This is a genomic window from Ramlibacter sp. JJN2-2R (genome assembly GCF_057747835.1).
Genome location: NZ_CM173226.1, coordinates 1,192,052 through 1,209,646 on the forward strand (window position 1 = coordinate 1,192,052; position 17,595 = coordinate 1,209,646).

Sequence of the window (17,595 nt, forward strand, 5' to 3'; positions counted from 1 at the left end):
ACCCGCTCGGTTGCGAGGCCCACAGGCGGGGCGGACACCTTCACATGCCCCCCGCCACATACGTGAGCAGGTGCAGCCCGAGGCCGATCACGCCGCCCACGATCGTCCCGTTCACGCGGATCGCCTGCAGGTCCTTGCCGATGTTCAGCTCGATCTGGTCGGCCATCTCGCGCCCGTCCCAGGCGCGCACCGTGTCGCGCACATGGCGGGTCAGGAAATCGGCGACCTCCGGCGCGAGCCGGGTGGCGGCCTCCTCGAGTTGCGAGCGCAGAGCCTGGCGCAGCTGGGGGTCGCGCGTGAGCTGCTCGCCCAGCCACGCGCCGCCGGCGGCAACGCCCTGGTGGAACACCGAGTGGGGATCGCGCAGGTCCTCCGCCAACCAGGTCTTGAGTGAACCCCAGAGGCTGCCGACGTAGGTGCCGAAGGTGCCATCGTTCAGCAGGTACTGCTTGATGTCCTCGCCGCGCGCCTGCAACGCGGGGTCCGACTGCAGCCGCAGCACGAAATCGCGGACGGCTTCATCGAACAGTTGCCGGTACTCGTGCGCCGGATTGGCCCGGATGCTCTCCAGCCGGGCAGTGACGGCGTCGGCGATGGCGGTCGCCACGTTCTGCGCGATCCATTGCTTGGGCAGCAGCTTCTGCTTGCGCGGATGCTCATGGGTCAGCCAGTCGATCACCTGGGCGGCCATCCACGCGCGTGTCTCGGGGCGGTCCATGAGCCCCAGCGCGCGGTCCAGCACCTGTTCCAGCAGCTGGTCGTGGCGGCCATCGCTGGTCAGCGTCTCGAGCACGCCGCGCAGCGAGCCGGTCAGGTCGATGCCCTTGAACACCTCGCGCGCGGCGTCGCGCACCAGCTGTTCGATCCGGGCGTCCTCGACCAGGTGCAGCGCGCCCTCCGTGGCGCGTGCCAGGTAGGCGCCGAGGCGCCGCGCATTGGCCGGGTCGGTCAGCCAGTCGGCCACATACCGCGAGGGATCGTGCTGGCGGATCAGTTCGACCAGCGTCCGGGGCGCCAGGAACTTCTCCTTGACGAAGGCGGACAGGTTGTCGGCGATGCGGTCCTTGCTGCGCGGGATGACGTCCGTGTGCGCCGTGATGAAGGGAATGCCGGTGGGGATGCGCCGGAACAGTGCGCTCACCGCGAACCAGTCCGCCAGCCCGCCCACCATCGCCGCCTCGGTGATCGCGCGGATGGCGAGCACCCACGGGTTCGGGGGGAGCAGCATCGTGATCCCGAAGATGCATGCCGCGGCCGCGAGCAGCAAGCTGGCCTTGCGCTTCGCGGACGCGAGTTCCTGCCGTTTTTGCTCCACGATGCCCTCCGTGCGGCCGCGTCCTGGCGCACGGCATCCGGAGAAGCGAAGTCCCCAGGTCCGAGCACGCGCCGCAACGCAGTCTGCCAGAGACGGATGCCTGCTTTCGTCGGCGGAAGGGCAGTCCAGTTGCGGGTCTGGACGGCGACTTGACGGTAGTTTCACTCTGGCGTGCCGGTCGACATTCCCGAGAATCGATCGCCATGGTCTGGACCGTGAGGGCGCCGGATCCGTTCTTGAGTACGAAAGGAGCACCAGAGATGAATCACGACAACGACGACATCCGGCGGGCGCGCGTCCATCTGGCCGCGGCGAACCGCCTCGCCGTCTACGACGACCTGGAAGAGGGCATCGACAACCACTTCACCATGCGCGTGCCCGGGCAGGAGGACCGGTATCTGGTCCTGCCGTTCGGCCTGCACTGGTCCGAGGCGAGGGCCAGTGACCTGATCGTGTTCAATGAGGCGGGCGAAGTGCTGGAAGGCAACGGCAGCCTGGAGCTGAGCGCCCTGAGCATCCACGCCCCCCTGCACAGGATCACCGGCGCCAACGTCATCCTGCACACCCACCAGACATGGGCGCTGGCGTTGAACATGCTGGAGGACAACCGCCTGCTGCCCGGCAGCCAGACGGCCGCATTCCTCACGCGGAACATCGCCTACGACGACGGGTACACGGGACTGGCCGCTTCGCTGAGCGAAGGGGAACGCCTTGCAGCCGTCCTGGGCGACAAGCAGATCATGTTCATGAAGAACCACGGTGTCCTGGTGGTCGGCGACACCGTGGCACAGGCGTACCGGCGGCTGTACAAGCTGGAGCGTGTTTGCCGCGCGCAGGTCCTGGCCATGTCCACCGGCCGGCCGCTCGCGCTGCTGGACGAGACCATGGTGAAGAAGGTGGAGGCGCCCAACCCTCGCAACAGCCACTCGCAGGCGGAGCGCGAGGCGCTCTATTTCGCCGCCATGATGCGCGTGCTGGATCGGGAGATGCCGGGCTACGCGGACTGAGACGCGATGCTGAAGGCAGCCCCGTCACAGGCGGATCCCTGTCGATTTGCGACGCAACGCGCGTTCGAGTCCTGGCTGCGGGAGAACCACGCATCGTCCGATGGCGTCTGGCTCCTGATCGCCAAGCCTGGCACCGAGGCGCCGACGGTCACCTACCCGCAGGCGGTGGAAGTGGCCCTTTGCTACGGCTGGATCGATGGGCAGAAGAAGGCACTGGACGGACAGCACTGGCTCCAGCGCTTCACGCCCAGGCGCGCGAACAGTGTGTGGTCGAAGACCAACCGTGAAAAGGCCGAGGCGTTGATCCAATCGGGTCGGATGCAGCCAAGTGGAATGGCGCAGATCGACCGGGCAAAAGCCAACGGGCGATGGGAGACCGCTTACGACGGCGCCCGGACCGCCGTGGTCCCCCCTGATCTGCAGGCAGCCCTCGACGCCGTGCCCGAAGCACGCAACTTCTTCGCCCAGCTCAACGCCGCCAACCGCTATGGGGTCCTCTGGCGTGTTCAGACGGCGAAGCGGCCCGAGACGCGAGCCAGGCGCATCGAAACGCTGGTGGCGATGCTGGCCCGAGGCGAGAAGATCCACGGCTAACCGGGCGGCGCGTGGCCGATTGCGGTGCAGGCGCGCTTTGAGGGTTAACCCTGGTCTTCCGTTGTCGAGAACGACGATCTTGCTTCGTCGTGGGCTTGCAGGCTGAGTGCCACCGATCACGGAAACACTGACGGGAACGCACTCGCCGCGCACTGATGAACGCGAAAAACCGCCATGAAACTTCTTCTGACTTCCGCCGGCATCCGGAATTCGAGCATCCGCGACGCGCTGGTCGGCATGCTTGGCAAGCCCATCGCCGAATGCAACGCGCTCTGCATCCCCACCGCCGGCCATGGGCATCCCATGATGGGCCCCAGCCACTCCTGGCGCTTCGTCAGCGGACGCGAACCTCGATGTCCGATGGTCGAGCTTGGCTGGAAATCCGTGGGCATGCTGGAATTGACGGCCCTGCCGAGCATTGGTCGGGCGCGATGGGAGCCTTGGGTTCGCGCGGCGGACGCCCTGCTGGTCAACGGAGGCGACGCCGTGTTCCTGGCCCATTGGATGCGACAGTCAGGGCTGGCCGACCTGCTGCCGGCACTGGACGACACGGTCTGGGTCGGCCTGAGCGCTGGGAGCATGGTGATGACCCCCCGCGTCGGTGACGACTTCGTTTCGATCCAGCCGTCCATCACCGGGGATGACCGTACGTTGGGGATCGTCGATTTCGCGATCTTCCCGCACCTGGATCACCCTGACCTGGCGTGCAATACCCTTGCCAACGCGCAGAGGTGGGCGGGCGGCATCGAAGGTCCTGCCTATGCGATCGACGATGAGACCGCCATCAAGGTGGTCGATGGCGTCGTGGAAGTGATCTCCGAGGGGCACTGGCAGTTCTTTGCGCAGCGACCAGTGCTGGGCTGATGCCCACATGCACTCATGTTCAGGAGCGTCGTCTGCAGATTGCCAACAGGCGCATACGGCCCAGGCACCGGACCGCACGATGCCCGCTCAGGCCGCGGAGTGCCCCGAGGCGGGCGTCTGGAAGTTGCGCAGCAGCCGTACGGAGGCCTTGCAGACTTCGTCGAGCAACAGCACGCTGGACGCGACCAGCACGGCCAGTCCCCAGTCGGCCAGCGTCAGGTCGACTGTGTCGAACACGGCCTGTGCCGGCGTCCAGTGCACGACCACGACCTGCAGCGCTGCCACGGCGCCGAGCGACAGCCACAGCGCGCCGTTGCGCAGCAAGTGGCGGTTGAAGGCGGAGCCGTGTTCGGCGCGCGCGTTGAAGATGTTGAAGAACTGGAACAGCACGAATCCGGTGAACGCCAGAGTCAGTGCATAGGCCTCGCCTTCGTCTCGTGCATGGTGGAACAGTGCCAGCGTGCCGACCGCCATCGTGAGGCCGTACACGAACAGCCGCAAGAGACGTGGCAGTGCCAGGATCTGCGCGTCCGTGCGGCGGGGCGGCTCATCCATGAGCCCGGCCCGGGCCGGCTCAACGCCCAGGCTCATGGCAGGCGGCCCGTCCATGATGATGTTGATCCAGAGGATCTGGATCGCGGTGAACGGCGTCGTCCAGCCGAGCAGGCTCGCGCCGAGCACCGCCTGGATCGCGCCCATGTTGGTCGACAGCTGGAAGCGCACGAACTTCACCATGTTGTCGTAGATGGCGCGGCCCTCCTCGACGGCGCGCACGATGGTGGCGAAGTTGTCATCCGTCAGGACCATCATCGCCGCTTCCTTGGTCACCTCGGTGCCGGTGATCCCCATCGCCACCCCGATGTCCGCCGTCTTCAAGGCTGGCGCGTCGTTGACGCCGTCGCCCGTCATGGCCACGACCTGCCCCGCGTCTTTCAGCGCATTCACGATGCTGACCTTGTGCTCGGGCGCGACGCGCGCGAACACCGCCGTTTGCGTGATGCGCGCGGCAAGTGCATCCGGTGCCAAGGCATCCAGGTCGCGCCCGTCCATCGCCTCGCCTTCAAGCCCGAGATCGCGCGCTATCGCCGCCGCAGTGGCGCGGTGGTCGCCAGTGATCATCTTCACCGCGATGCCGGCGCGGCGGCACAGCGCAATGGCCGCGCGCGCCTCCGGCCGCGGCGGATCGATGATCCCGACCAGGCCATACAGCGTCAGGCCTTCCATGTGCGCCATCAGGTCACCCGCGGCATCGAAGTCTCGCGCGGGGATGTCCTTGCCGCCCACGGCGATCACGCGCATCGCCTGGCGCGCCAGATCGTCGTTTTCTGCCGCCCAGTGAGACCGGGCAGCGGCGTCAATCGGCAGATCGCCGTTGTCGGCCAGATGGCGCGTGGCGCGCGCGAGCAGCACATCGGGGGCCCCCTTGACGCACACGCGCACATGTTCGCCGTCACGGTGGAAGGTGGCCTGGAACTTGTGGGCCGAATCGAACGGGATCTCGGCGATGCGGGGGTGCTCCTGCGCCACCCGATCGGCGGAAACGCCGCCCTTCGCCGCCAGGGCCAGCAGTGCGCCTTCGGTCGGGTCGCCAACCAGACGGCCCTCATGGATGCGGCTGTCGTTGGCCATCACGGCGGCGTGCAGCAGGCGCTCGAGCACGGGCAGCGACCCCGGGCTGACCTCTGCGATCGCTCCAGAGGCTCCATAGCCCTCGCCGGTCACCGCGAAGCGTCCCCCGTGGCAGGCCACCACACGCGCGGTCATCTGGTTCATCGTCAGCGTGCCGGTCTTGTCCGAGCAGATGACTGTCGTGCAGCCCAGCGTTTCCACGGCGGCCAGCTTCTTGACGATGGCGCGATGCTGGGCCATGCGGTGCATACCGATTGCCAGCGTGACGGTCACGACGGCGGGGAGCCCTTCGGGGATCGCGGCGACCGCCAGCGCAACCGAGGTCAGCACGACCTGCACCAGCGGCTCGTCGCGCGCCCAGCCGAGGGCGAGTATCAGGAGGATGACCAGCCCAGCGATCAGCGCCAACCGGCGCCCGAGCACGTCGAGCTGAACCTGCAATGGCGTCGGGCCGGCTTCGGCTTGGACCAGCATCCTGGAGATCCGGCCCATCTCCGTTGCCATGCCGGTCGCGGTAACCAGCAGCTCGGCGCGGCCGCGGGTCACAACCGTGTTCATGTAGGCCATGTTCACGCGCTCGGCGAGCGGCGCCTCCGCCGGCACGCTGCGATCGGCATCCTTGGCCACCGAGTGGGACTCACCCGTCAATGCGGCCTCGTCGATCTCGACGTTATGGCTGGCGAGCAGCCGCCCGTCCGCCGGCACGCGGTCTCCCGCTTCCAGCAGCACCAGGTCGCCCGGCACCACTTGCGCAGCCGGCACTTGCTGGACGACTCCGCCGCGGCGAACGCGTGCGACCGGCGAGAGCATCTTCTTCAGCGCCGCCAGCGTGGCCTCCGCCCGATGCTCCTGCCAGAAACCGAGCAAGGCATTGAACAGGACCACGACCAGGAGGACCACCACGTCCTTCACGTCTCCGATAGCGCCCGCGAGCGCAGCCGCGCCGAGCAGCACCAGGATCAGCAGGCTGCGGAACTGGTCGACAAACAACGCCCACTTCGACCGGGGCTGCTTGTCGGCCAGCCGGTTCTCGCCATGGCGCGCCAGCCGCGCGGCGGCCTCGTCATCCGGCAACCCTGCCGCTGGATCCATGGCTTGGCCCGCCGCGGCCAGGGAGGCATCGAGCCGATGCCAGGCCCGCGCGGAGGCCATCGGCGTGCCCGTGTCGAGACTGGGCGCGGTCATGGGGCGACGCGTCGGTTCGCCCGTCGATCCGTCGCAAGGCTCATCGGCACCCCGGGATCGCGGCGCCGACGCCGATGGCTCTTCATGCTGGCCATGAACGCCTCCTTGTTGCTGCTGAGAAGGATGCTCGCCGAGCCGGTCGATTGTGACCAGCAACGACTGCCGCCGCTTTGACTGGCCTCAAGCTGAAAGAAGAAGGGGCGACGGCTCACCGCTCGGCGAAAGAAGGGGCGACGGCTCACCGCTCGGCGAGCACGCCCGCCGGTTGCGGCAGGCAGTTTTGCTGCAGCGGCACGGTTCACGGCCCTTCTTGGTCTTCTTGATGGAAGCGCGGAGCGCTTGCAGAGCGTCGCGCCTCATGAACGAGATGCACTACATCCATGGGGGCCGTCGTGCTGCACGTGACGCGGGGGCGGCACACGCCGACCCGCACCCCCCGCGATCACCAGTCGTGCCTGGTCAGCAGGCTCGAGCCAGTGTCGTCTTCCGTGCGCTGAAAAGGCAGACTTGCGCGCGGCGCCGATGTGCTACTGCGAGGATGGCCTGAACCTTCCGAACAGCGCCCATGCGCCGAGCAGTGCCGCGGCGGCCAGGGCGATGGATGCGGTTCCGAGCAGGTGCGCCGGGTCGTCGTGCACGAACTTGAAAGTTGCCACCAGCGACTCGATGGCGAGCGAGATGACGACGACCAGCAGGAAACGCGAGAGCACCCGGCCCATCCTGGCGCCATGGCTCAATCGTGTCTCGCGGCCGAATTCTTCCTCCAGGATGGTGTCGGCAAGCTCCAGGCTAGCCATGGCGATGGTCAGCATCGCGACGCACTCGAGGATGGCATCGAAGCGCTTCGTCAGGGGCAGCGACGTGCCCGGATGCACGGCGTTCCAGAGTTCCACCGCGCCAAACGCGATCAGCGAAAGCGCGCAGAGCGCGAACAACACGACGATGGCGACATAGCCGACCGCGAAGATGCGCGTGAACTGGTGCATTTCGATCCCGCTTCGGAATGGCCACTATAGGCGAGCTATGGGGCAGACAACACACAGATATTCATGCGGCCGCCCTCCGCATTGATCTCGCGCAAGCGCGCCTGCCTGCGCGGGCCCATGCTGCGCCACAGGAGGGCACAGCCATGGCCGGGATCCGGTCGAGTTACTCCCCCGGCCGGCGCGCCGCAGTCGGCACCGCCGCCGCCGGTTTGGCCGGCTTGCTCACGCCGCAGCCAGCGCTCCCGCGGGCCTGGACGCGCTTGCCGCCGCCGTCCATGCCCGCTTTGCCGGTGCAGGATGCGCTCGCGCGGCGACGCTCTGTGCGCAGCTACGCGCCCGGCGCGCCCTCACTGGCGCAGATCTCGAGCCTGCTGTGGGCGGCACAGGGCCTGAGTGGACGAACCGGGCTCAGGACCGCACCCTCGGCAGGGGCGCTCTACCCGCTGGAGCTCTACATCCAGACGTCGCCAATGGACGGCTTGGCAGCGGGCGCGCACCACTACATCCCGGCGGCGCACGCGCTGGAACCCGTGCAGCTTGGCGCTGAGCGGGGGCCGCTGGTCGAGGCCACGGCGGGGCAGCGCGCGGTGGCCGAAGCGCCACTGGTCGTGGCGATCACCGCTGTCGCCGCCCGCACGGCCGCCAAATACGGCCCGCGCAGCGGGCGCTATGTGGCATTCGAGGCCGGCGCCGCTGCCCAGAACCTGGCCTTGGCCGCGGTGGCGCTCGGCCTGGGCTCGGTCGTGATCGGTGCACTCGACGAGGCAGCGGTCGCCCGCGTGCTGCGACTGCCGGCCGGGACCGATCCGGTGGTGCTCATGGCGGTTGGGCGCCGATAGCGCCCGTCGCGCTCCCGGCCAATACCAGGCGCCCGGGTGTCGTCAGACCCGTCCGGTGCGTTCAACGATCCGACTGCTCGACGACGACCTCGCTCAACTGCACCACCGGCACGATGTCGGTGTAGTTGGCGATATCGCCCCGGATCTCGGCGCTGTGCTCCTGGCTGGCGACCAGATAGCCTTCGGCTCGTGATCGCCGACGCTCCTACCCTTCGCGCGGTCGATGGAGCCTGGGACGTCCGTCCCGGCCGATGCAGTTCACTTGCGAAATGTCCACTTCTGGCCGGAAGCGGAAATGCGCTCCCAAGCCCGCTATTCGGTGACACCTTCGCGCAGCCAGCGCATCGCTGGATGCGAGCCGGGCAGCATGCCTGCGACGAGTTCGGTCGCGAGACGCAGTCCGGTGTTGCTGTTCGTCAGGACGACCAACGCCGTGCCACGCGGGCGGTTCCCCATGACGAACGACCTCATTCCTGCCATCTTGCCCCACTGAAAGAATGTATCGGCGGCGGGCTCCACGCCCCAGCCTAGTGCCCAGCCGATGTCTGGTTCCGTCATCTCGGGCGGCGCATGCAAGCGCTCGATCTCCCTCGAGGGGACCATGACGGCTGGCGCAAACCACTGTTGCCACGTAGTGCGGCGCAGACGGTCACCGCGGAGCACCGCGCGCGCAAACGCGGCGTAGTCCGAGGCAGTTGTCTTGAGCGAGTACGAGGCGTTGGCTGCTGCGGGCCGATGAGGCGCCAGGCGGACGCCTGCGTCATGCGGGGCTGCCTCGTTCCCGGTGAATGCATCCCGCCATTCAAGGCTGGACGATGCCATGCCGAGCGGGCCGAACACGAGGCGCCGAATCGTGTCTTCGAGCGGTTCACCAGTCTTCGCTTCGACGGCGAGTTGCAGGTACATGAAGCCTACGCTCGAATAACTGAACCACGCCCCGGGCTCAAAGAACATGCGCAGCGGCTCCTTGCCGCGGACGTTCTGCAGGCCGCACGTATGCGAGAGGAGATGGTAGGCGGTGATCCTGGCCGCTCTCGGATCGTCGGGCACCAGCAAGCGCGTGAATTCGGCGAGCGGCTGGTGAAGGTCCAGGACACCCTCGTCCGCGAGTTGCAGCGCGGCGAAAGCAACGAGCGGCTTCGTCAAGGACGCCACGTCGAACACAGTGTCGGAGGTGACGGGCAGGCCTGTCACGGCGTCCCGCGTCCCCGCGACCGCCACTTCGATGCAATCGCCTTGCACGAAGGCGACGCTGGCGCCCACGGCGGAAGTAGCTGCCACAAGTTGCGGGAGTTTCTCGAGCATCGCGCGGATTTCGCCATATCGCCCGGGGCGGGTCAACTGCACTCCCGAGGGATGCACGACTGCTTTCGACGCGCAGCGGACATGCGTTCCCGCGTCTGCGAGTTCCTACCTAGCGATCAGCATCGGAAGCGTCTGCAGCCGATGCGGGCAGACCAAAGACGCGGTCGAACGCCCACGTGAAGGCAATGGCGTAGACGAAGAAGAACACGAGCAGCCCGAGATTGGCGGCGAACGCCGCCTTCCATGAAATCTCCAGCCAGATCGACATGACCGGCGTCAGGATCACCGTGAGGCCCCCCTCGAACCCCAAGCCGTGCGCCAGCCGCCTCGCGAAGGAGCGGCCGCGGACGGCCTGGCGCGACTCCCAGCGCTCGAAGATCCAGTTGAAGACGTAGTTCCACGTGAGCGCGATCGTGGACAGGACGACAGCCAGGCCGAAGGTGGATGTTTGCGACTTGGAGAAGGCAAGGCTCAGCGCGGGCCCCACGACGATGATGGCGATCACCTCGTACAGGATGGCTTGGAGGACACGGCGGCTTGTCGATGACATGAGGGGAGGAGCGTGCGCCGGGCCGTCCCGGACCTTCTTTCCCACGGCGGGGGAGGCCGTTCCTCCTCGCGTCCGCTCGTCGTGTGCGGAGCGCTTGCGTGATTGTAGAGGCCGCGCCGCTAGCAGCGGCGTGATGCGCAGCTTTGGGCAGACGTCCGCTTGCGGCCAGGAGCACGGCGCAGGCCCTTGCTCATGGAGATCGAGCGGTCGATGTCGTCCGCTTTCCTCGAAAGCATCCGGCGGTCGATGGCGGCGCGCCCGTCGGGCGCGAACATCGTCCCGATCTCGTCCAGGGGGCCTGCTGCGTTCAGCCCTCGGGCAGGCGGATCGCCTCACCCAGGTGCTGGTAGACGGCGGCGATGCGCCGCAGGTGGCGCGATTCAGGATGCGCCAGCAGCCAGAGCGAGGATTCGCAGCCCTCCAGCGGGTCTGAGAGCACCTTGAGTTGCGGCTCCACGTCCAGCATGAACAGCGGCACGATGCCCACCCCCAGGCCGGCCTTGATCGCATCCACGACGCCGACGATGCCCTCGACGAGGTGGCGCGGCGCGACCTTCGGCAGGTGCCTGCGCCGCCAGCGCACGGAAGGGTGCTCCGGCATTGCTTCGTCCGGCCCGATCCAGTCCGCCTGCTCGAAGGCTGGCGACCTTGTGCCGCGGACGCGCAGACCGCAGACGGCGAAGCGGATGGTGCCGAGGCAACGGCCGACAAGGTGCTCGGGTGGCTTGGGCGTGGCGCGTAAGGCGAGGTCGGCGTCGCGTTTGCTCAGGCTCAGGCGCTCGTTGCTCGCGCGCAGCTCCAGCTGCAGCAACGGGTGTTCGCGCGCCAGCGCCGGCAAGCATGGCAGCACCAGCCCGCGCAGCACGGAATCGGTGGTGGTGAGCCGGACCTTGCCCGAGGCCTGGGGGCTGCCACCCGAGGCCGCGGCACGCGCCGCCTCCAGCTCCGCCTCGATGCGTTCGGCGTGGCGAGCCACCTCGGCGGCGGTGTCGGTCGGGTGGTAGCCCTGGCGGGTGCGTTCGAACAGGCGATGCCCGAGGCGCTGCTCCAGGCGCTGCAGCGCGCGGAACACAGTCGATGCATTGCTGCCGCAGCGCTGTGCCGCTTCGGCGAGCGTGCCGCCGCGCACCAGGGCCAGCACCACTTCGAGGTCCGAGGCCGTGAGGTGGTATTGCGTTCGTGCAATCGTGGATTTCATGATCGCCTATTTCGCTTGCGCGGATGCAATCCTACAGTGCCGGTCCCCGATCACTGAAAAAAGGAACTGCCATGAAGCTCTATCTCTCCCCAGGCTACTGCTCGCTGGCCGTGCACATCGCCTTGCGTGAAGCTGGCTTGCCCGTGGACTTGGTGCAGGTGGACACCGTCGCCGGCCGCACCGCCGACGGAGCCGACTACCGCGCTCTCAATCCCCGCGGCTACGTGCCGATGCTGGAACTGGACGACGGCAGCCGCCACACGGAAGTGGCCGCTCTGCTGCAGTACGTCGGCGACCTGGCGCCGGGCAGCGGATTGATGCCGCCCACCGGCAGCCGGGACCGGTTCGAGGTGCTGCAGTGGCTCACTTTCGTCTCCAGTGAGCTGCACAAGGGCTTCAGCCCGTGGCTGTTCCACAAGGAGACGGCGGACTCCACGCGCAATGCCGTCAAGGACAAGCTCAAGGTCCGCATTGGCGACCTGGAATCGCGACTCGCCGGGCGCGAATGGCTGGTGGGCCCGTCGTTCACCGTCGCCGATGCCTACGGCTTCACCATCGTGAACTGGGCTCCGATGGTCGGCATGGGCCTGTCCGCATGGCCCAACGTCGCTGCCTGGGTCGAGCGGGCGCGGGCGCGTCCCCAGGTCCGCGCCGCACTGCGCGCCGAGGGGCTGCTGAAGGAGTGACCATGGAACTCACCCTGGTCAGCCACCACCTGTGCCCCTACGTGCAGCGTGCGGCCATCGTGCTGGCGGAGAAGGGCGTGCCCTTTTCGCGCCGCTGGGTGGATCTGGCCGCCAGGCCGGACTGGTTCGCCGCCGTGTCCCCCCTGGGCAAGACGCCGGTGCTGCTGGTGGACGGCGAGCCGCTCTTCGAGTCGGCGGTGATCTGCGAGTACCTGGACGACGTGGTCCCGCCGCGTCTGCATCCTTCCAACCCGCTGGAGCGCGCGCGCCATCGCGGCTGGATGGAGGTCGGCTCCAGCGTGCTCGATGCCATCGCAGGCTTCTATTCCGCCCGCGACGCAACGGCGCTGGAAGCGAAACGAGGGCTGCTGCGCGCGCGCTTCGCCCAGGTGGAGCAGGCGATCTCGGACGAAGGGTCCTATTTCGCCGGGGACGCCTTCAGCATCGTGGACGCAGTGTTCGCACCGGTGTTCCGCTACTTCGACACGTTCGAGGCCGTGGGAGAGGCCGATGTGTTCGAAGCCACACCGCGCGTCCGTGACTGGCGCCGCGCGCTGGCAGCACGGCCCTCGGTGCGGGCTGCCGCGGTGGCCGACTACCCCGAGCGGCTGCTCGCCTTCCTGCAGGGCCGCGACAGCGAGCTGTCGCGTCGGATTGCCACGTTCCAGCGCGCTCGTCGCCTGCCCTCCAGCGCAGCCTGAGGTTTCGCATTCCCATCGTGGCACTTCGCGGCGGCTCACGCGGCGCTGCGCACGCCGGATGACCGCAGTGCGACCAGGCAAGCAGCCAGAAAGGTGGCGAGCATGTCCGGCGCAAGGGCGCGGGGGAGAGTCGGGGTCATGGCAGCTCCTCGGGCGAAGACGACGAGATCAGCAGGCCGCCAGACGGCATCCCGACCAGCACGAGCGCATCGCCACGCCGCGCCGAATGCTGGTCGCCGGCGTCGAGCACGTAGTCGCGCGGATCACCCTCGCGCGTGAGCCACACCGTGCCCGCCGTGCAGGCGATGCGCAGGTCGGCCAGCACCTGCAGCGAGGCCGCGCTGACTTCGCCGTGCGCCAGGGTGAGTGCGTGGGGCAGTTCAGCCAGCCGGCGCCGCTGGGCGCGTTGCGGCACGCCTGTCTGCAGGTGCAGCCGGTAGGCCAGGCCACGCGGCGCGCCCGGGCACGCAGGACGGCGAAGGGTGCGGTCAACGGAGCGAGGAGTGACGAGGTCATGGGCGGCACGCAGGAGGGAGATGCAGCCCATTCTTGGCGGGCCTCGCTCTCACGTCACGCGACTTGCAGGCGCCGCCGCATGCAGCCGCCGAATGTCACGAGTCCCGGCGGGTGGGCGGCTGGCCGGCCTCGGCACGGAACCAGTCGGCGACCTTGGCGACGTCGCGGTGCGGCGCCGCTTCGGCCTGCAGCAGCCAGGACGAGTAGGTGCTTGCGGCGACGCCGCCAGCCGCGTCAAGCATCCAAACAGACCTCGCGCGACTCAATGCGACGTTGCTGCAGCCCCGGCGAGCCGCTCTCGCAAGCTGCGCATCACCTTGCGAGACAACTGCGGGCGGGCTTGCGCCGTCGCCCGCGCGATGATCAGGCCACCCAGCATTGTCGCGAGCATGTGGAGTGCTTGCGTCTCCGCGTCAGATGGTTTTGTGCCCGCGGTGCAGCCTTCGCTGCGCACGGCTTGCGTGAAGCTGGAAAGATAGGCCTCGATTCCTTCGGCGAAGGCTTCGGCGATTTCCCCGCCCGCGCGCGCTGCGTCCACCGCGAGTGCAGCGACCGGACAGCCCAACTCGGCGCCATCCCGGTGTTCGACGGACAAGTAGTTCGCCACGATCGCTTTCGTGCCAGAGCCGCGTGATCGCGTGCCCTGAAGGTCCAGCGGCGTCCAGTCGAAAGCCTGCGCACAAGCCTCGAGCACCAGCGCCTCCTTGGACGCAAAGTGCCGGTAGAAGGCGCCATGGGTCAGACCCGCCGCTTGGCAGATCTCCGCCACGCCCGCGCCTCCCAACCCCTTCTCACGCAGCAGGCGGCCTGCCGCTTCGATCAATGCCTGGCGGTGCTGCGCCACCCGTTCCTTGCTCACCCGCATTGCGTTGCCTCCGATCTGGGCGAATGGTACCTTGGTTATGATGATGAACATCATCAATAAAGCCGTCCGTCGATGAGAACCCACGTCCCCGATCGAGAAGCCAATCCCTCCACGAGCCGAGGGGCGGCGCCCCGCGTCGTCGTGACCGGCATGGGCCTGGTATCTCCGCTAGGCTGCGGTGCGGAGCTCGCGTGGCAGCGCCTGCTCGAAGGCCGCTCCGGCGTGCGCAGCCTGCCGGACGAACTGTGTGGCGATCTGCCTGCCAAAATCGCCGGCGTGGTGCCGGAGCAAGCCTCCGACCCGCAAGGCGGATTCGATCCCGGCAGGGTGGCGGATGCGAAGGACGTGCGGCGCATGGACCGATTCATCGTCCTGGCGCTGGAGGCGGCCCGCCAGGCAGCGGAGCACAGCCGCTGGAAGCCCGGGACCGAAGCGGAAGCATGCAACACAGCCACCATCGTCGCTTCAGGAGTCGGCGGCTTCAGCTCCTTGTCAGAAGCCGTGCGAACGACCGACAGTCGAGGCCCGGGGCGGCTTTCGCCCTTCACGGTGCCGTCCTTCCTCGTCAATCTGGCCGCAGGCCATGTCTCCATTCGCCACGGCTTCAAGGGCCCCATCGGGGCACCCGCCACGGCATGCGCCGCAAGCCTGCAGGCCATCGGCGAAGGTTGGCGCCTCATTCGAGCCGGCGAAGCGCAGGTGGCGTTCTGCGGCGGTAGCGAAGCTGCCATTCATCGCGTGAGCCTGGGAGGATTCGCCGCTGCCAAGACGTTGAGCACCCGCTACAACGAAGCGCCGGTTCTTGCCTCGCGTCCGTTCGACGCGGACCGCGACGGTTTCGTCCTCGCGGAGGGCGCTGGGATGCTGGTGCTGGAATCGCTGGAGCATGCAAGAGCACGAGGCGCGACTCCGCTGGCCGAGATCGTCGGGTACGGGACGACCGCAGATGCACATCACATCACGTCCGGCCCTGCGGATGGCGATGGCGCCTATCGCAGCATGCAAGGCGCGCTGCGGACTGCGGGGATGTCGCCTGCTGAAGTCGACCATCTGAACGCGCATGCGACGTCCACCCAGGTCGGCGATCGGGCGGAGCTCGCCGCGATCCGCCGCCTCTTCGCGGGTACACGAGGACCGGCCATCTCGGCGACGAAGTCCGCCACCGGCCACCTGTTGGGCGCGGCGGGTGCGGTGGCCTCGCTGTTTTCGATCTTCGCGCTACGCGACGGGATCGCCCCACCAACCTTGAATCTGATGAATCCGGACGAAGAAGCCATGGGCCTCGACTTGGTCAGGATGAACCCGCGGCCGATGCCCATGACCACCGTGATGGTCAACGGGTTCGGCTTCGGTGGGGTGAACGCGACCTTGGTGATCAAGAAGATGGCGAGCTAGGCCGCGCCGGTCCGAGGGCGCATGACCCGTGCTCAAGCCAGGGATCGCCGAGGCCTGAATTGCCTGGGCGTGGCACCCGTCGACCGCCGCATCAACCGTCGCAGCGCAGTCGCATCCTCGTAACCGACCGCTGTTGCAACCTGTTCAACGGACATCTGGCTTGTCTCGATGAGCGACCGGGCCCGGTTCAGCCTCACCGCTTGCAGCAGGGCCAGTGGGGTGGGCCCGCCGGCAGCCCGCACGCGGCGAGCCAGCGTGCGCTCGGACATCGCGAACTCACTCGCTAGCGCGGCGACGCTGGGCGGATTCGGCAACGCCGACTCGATCCGGGCCGTCAGCTGCGCGAGCAGCGCGTCGCCCCTGGCTTGCATTGCCGGAATCACATACGGCGCCTGGGCTTGCCGCGCATCGATCAGCAGCGTCCGGCGCAGCATGTCCGCCATCGCAGCACCGAAACGCGACTGCAGCAGATGCAGCATCAGGTCGACGTGGGCGAACGCCGCGCCAGCCGTGCTGATCGGGCCATCGACGCACACCATCTGGTCGGCTGCCACCGTGCACCTGGGCTCCAGTTGCTGCAGCCGCGGCGCGAGCCACCAGGAGGTCGTCGCACGGCGGCCCGCCAGGACGTCGGCGCTGTGCAGCAGGAAGACGGACGCGCAGGAAGCCGCCGCATGGCCGCCTGCCGCGACGTGTGAACCCAGCGCAGCGGCCGCACGGCGCGCATCATCCTGCGCGAGCCGCATCTCGAGGCTGGCCACGCTTTCCGTTCCCAGGCCCGGGATGATCCAGGTGGAGCGGTCAGCCGTGTCGCGCGGCAAGGCTGCCGCTTTCACCGCCATTCCGTTTCCCAGTCGAACGGTGCCCGCGCGGCAGGAGACGACCCGCCAGCGCGGCGACGGCAGTTTCAGCCGCGGGGCCACAACGGATGCCGCTGCGAGCAGGTCGAGCGTCGCGGCGACGCTGCTTGCGAATGCGTCGGGCAGCACAAGGACGGTGAAATCGTACATGGCGGAAAAAGCCGGAAAGAAGTCGGAAGCGACACCTCGACATTATCGAAACGCCGGGTCCAATACGCGAATGCGGACTCCATTGCCTTCACACGACCACCTGGAGGACTTCCAGGCCCGCGACATCACTTTGCTCGGCGCCTCGAGAAAGGTCTACATCGCTGGCCACGGGCCGGCTGTGATCGTCATGGCCGAAATGCCGGGGATCACACCCTACCTTGCGCGATTTGCGAGATGGGCGCGCGACGCAGGCTTCACGGTGTACATGCCGTCGCTGTTCGGGGTGGACGGCGCCATGCCTGGCGCCGAGGAAAGCGTCGGCGTATTCCGCCGGGCATGCGTCAGCGCCGAGTTCAGGGCGTTTGCGGCGAACGAGGCCAGCCCGATCACGCAATGGCTGCGCGCATTGGCCCGGTTCGCCCACGCCGAATGCGGGGGAGCGGGCGTCGGTGCGATCGGAATGTGCTTCACCGGCAATTTCGCGCTCAGCATGATGCTGGAGCCTTCGATGCTTGCTCCCGTCGTCTGCCATCCTTCGCTGCCCATCGACAACCCGGGCGCAACGGGCCTGGCGGCGCAGGAGCTCTCCGCCGTGCGCCGCCGACTCGAGCGCGACAACCTGACGGTGCTGGCATATCGCTTCGAAGGTGACAAGTGGTGCCAGGCGCAGCGCTTCGCCGCCTTCCAGGAGGCGCTGGGTGGCGCGTTCATTCCGCGAGTGCTCCCCGACAGCGCGGCGGAGCCGGAACCGGCGGCCTTCTACAAGCACGTCGTTGCCACGCCTCACAGTGTCGTGACGGCCCACCTGATCGACGAGGAAGGCCAGCCGACGCGGGCGGCACGCGACGAAATCCTGGCGTTCTTCGCCAGCCGGCTGCATGCGACGCCGCACGGGCACACAGGCGCGGCTCAGCCATCGTCGTGACTGCGACGGTTCCAGCGATCCAGAA

Annotated in this window: 18 protein-coding genes; 8 read left to right on the top strand and 10 right to left on the bottom strand. The window is 68.0% G+C overall.

Features of this window, described 5'->3' with window-relative positions; translation table 11 throughout:
- Nucleotides 1–40: 40 nt before the first annotated feature.
- Nucleotides 41–1,228: a DUF445 domain-containing protein gene (locus AC3ANR_RS05855; RefSeq protein WP_488290938.1), complete on the bottom strand. Its 1,188-nt coding sequence runs from the start codon at nt 1,226–1,228 to the stop codon at nt 41–43.
- A gap of 347 nt (nt 1,229–1,575) precedes the next feature.
- On the opposite strand from AC3ANR_RS05855, the gene AC3ANR_RS05860 reads away from it, so the two are divergent.
- From AC3ANR_RS05860 to AC3ANR_RS05870, 3 genes are all read left to right on the top strand, one after another.
- The gene (locus tag AC3ANR_RS05860) at nt 1,576–2,322 is read left to right on the top strand and encodes a class II aldolase/adducin family protein (protein WP_488290939.1); all 747 of its coding nucleotides are present in this window, start codon (nt 1,576–1,578) and stop codon (nt 2,320–2,322) included.
- A 6-nt stretch (nt 2,323–2,328) separates the two neighbouring features.
- Entirely contained in the window at nt 2,329–2,916 is a 588-nt protein-coding gene (locus AC3ANR_RS05865; RefSeq protein WP_488290940.1) for a YdeI/OmpD-associated family protein, read from the top strand.
- A gap of 174 nt (nt 2,917–3,090) precedes the next feature.
- Complete coding sequence (locus AC3ANR_RS05870) at nt 3,091–3,780, top strand: Type 1 glutamine amidotransferase-like domain-containing protein (protein WP_488290941.1); 690 nt, start codon at nt 3,091–3,093, stop codon at nt 3,778–3,780.
- An 87-nt stretch (nt 3,781–3,867) separates the two neighbouring features.
- Here the strand turns inward: AC3ANR_RS05870 and AC3ANR_RS05875 are convergent, their stop codons facing one another.
- A complete protein-coding gene (locus tag AC3ANR_RS05875; protein ID WP_488290942.1) occupies nt 3,868–6,594 on the bottom strand; it encodes a cation-translocating P-type ATPase in 2,727 nt (908 codons plus the stop codon).
- Nucleotides 6,595–7,121: 527 nt separating this feature from the next.
- Nucleotides 7,122–7,580: a hypothetical protein gene (locus AC3ANR_RS05880; RefSeq protein ID WP_488290943.1), complete on the bottom strand. Its 459-nt coding sequence runs from the start codon at nt 7,578–7,580 to the stop codon at nt 7,122–7,124.
- Between the two features lie 143 nt (nt 7,581–7,723).
- On the opposite strand from AC3ANR_RS05880, the gene AC3ANR_RS05885 reads away from it, so the two are divergent.
- Nucleotides 7,724–8,419, top strand: a complete 696-nt coding sequence (locus tag AC3ANR_RS05885; RefSeq protein ID WP_488290944.1) for a SagB/ThcOx family dehydrogenase — start codon at nt 7,724–7,726, stop codon at nt 8,417–8,419.
- A 312-nt stretch (nt 8,420–8,731) separates the two neighbouring features.
- Here the strand turns inward: AC3ANR_RS05885 and AC3ANR_RS05890 are convergent, their stop codons facing one another.
- From AC3ANR_RS05890 to AC3ANR_RS05900, 3 genes are all read right to left on the bottom strand, one after another.
- Nucleotides 8,732–9,724 carry a serine hydrolase domain-containing protein gene (locus tag AC3ANR_RS05890; protein ID WP_488290945.1) on the bottom strand — a complete coding sequence of 331 codons (993 nt, stop codon included), beginning with the start codon at nt 9,722–9,724 and terminating at the stop codon, nt 8,732–8,734.
- A 109-nt stretch (nt 9,725–9,833) separates the two neighbouring features.
- The gene (locus tag AC3ANR_RS05895) at nt 9,834–10,229 is read right to left on the bottom strand and encodes a PACE efflux transporter (RefSeq protein ID WP_488290946.1); all 396 of its coding nucleotides are present in this window, start codon (nt 10,227–10,229) and stop codon (nt 9,834–9,836) included.
- Between the two features lie 352 nt (nt 10,230–10,581).
- Complete coding sequence (locus AC3ANR_RS05900) at nt 10,582–11,472, bottom strand: LysR family transcriptional regulator (RefSeq protein ID WP_488290947.1); 891 nt, start codon at nt 11,470–11,472, stop codon at nt 10,582–10,584.
- Nucleotides 11,473–11,543: 71 nt separating this feature from the next.
- Between AC3ANR_RS05900 and gstA the strand changes: the two genes are divergently transcribed.
- Nucleotides 11,544–12,158 carry a glutathione transferase GstA gene (gene gstA, locus AC3ANR_RS05905; protein WP_488290948.1) on the top strand — a complete coding sequence of 205 codons (615 nt, stop codon included), beginning with the start codon at nt 11,544–11,546 and terminating at the stop codon, nt 12,156–12,158.
- A 2-nt stretch (nt 12,159–12,160) separates the two neighbouring features.
- Entirely contained in the window at nt 12,161–12,859 is a 699-nt protein-coding gene (locus AC3ANR_RS05910; RefSeq protein ID WP_488290949.1) for a glutathione S-transferase family protein, read from the top strand.
- A 136-nt stretch (nt 12,860–12,995) separates the two neighbouring features.
- Here the strand turns inward: AC3ANR_RS05910 and AC3ANR_RS05915 are convergent, their stop codons facing one another.
- From AC3ANR_RS05915 to AC3ANR_RS05925, 3 genes are all read right to left on the bottom strand, one after another.
- Nucleotides 12,996–13,274, bottom strand: a complete 279-nt coding sequence (locus AC3ANR_RS05915; RefSeq protein WP_488290950.1) for a DUF2917 domain-containing protein — start codon at nt 13,272–13,274, stop codon at nt 12,996–12,998.
- 196 nt (nt 13,275–13,470) lie between these two features.
- Entirely contained in the window at nt 13,471–13,617 is a 147-nt protein-coding gene (locus AC3ANR_RS05920) for a hypothetical protein (protein WP_488290951.1), read from the bottom strand.
- 20 nt (nt 13,618–13,637) lie between these two features.
- On the bottom strand, nt 13,638–14,294 hold the full coding sequence (locus AC3ANR_RS05925) for a TetR/AcrR family transcriptional regulator (RefSeq protein ID WP_488290952.1): 657 nt from the start codon (nt 14,292–14,294) through the stop codon (nt 13,638–13,640).
- Nucleotides 14,295–14,312: 18 nt separating this feature from the next.
- On the opposite strand from AC3ANR_RS05925, the gene fabF reads away from it, so the two are divergent.
- Complete coding sequence (fabF, locus tag AC3ANR_RS05930; protein WP_488290953.1) at nt 14,313–15,635, top strand: beta-ketoacyl-ACP synthase II; 1,323 nt, start codon at nt 14,313–14,315, stop codon at nt 15,633–15,635.
- A 32-nt stretch (nt 15,636–15,667) separates the two neighbouring features.
- Here fabF and AC3ANR_RS05935 read toward each other — a convergent pair whose 3' ends face one another.
- Nucleotides 15,668–16,645 (bottom strand): GlxA family transcriptional regulator, encoded by a 978-nt coding sequence (locus tag AC3ANR_RS05935; protein WP_488290954.1) that lies wholly within the window; start codon nt 16,643–16,645, stop codon nt 15,668–15,670.
- Nucleotides 16,646–16,715: 70 nt separating this feature from the next.
- Here AC3ANR_RS05935 and AC3ANR_RS05940 point away from each other — a divergent pair, with 70 nt between their 5' ends.
- A complete protein-coding gene (locus AC3ANR_RS05940) occupies nt 16,716–17,570 on the top strand; it encodes a dienelactone hydrolase family protein (protein ID WP_488290955.1) in 855 nt (284 codons plus the stop codon).
- The last annotated feature ends 25 nt before the right edge of the window (nt 17,571–17,595 follow it).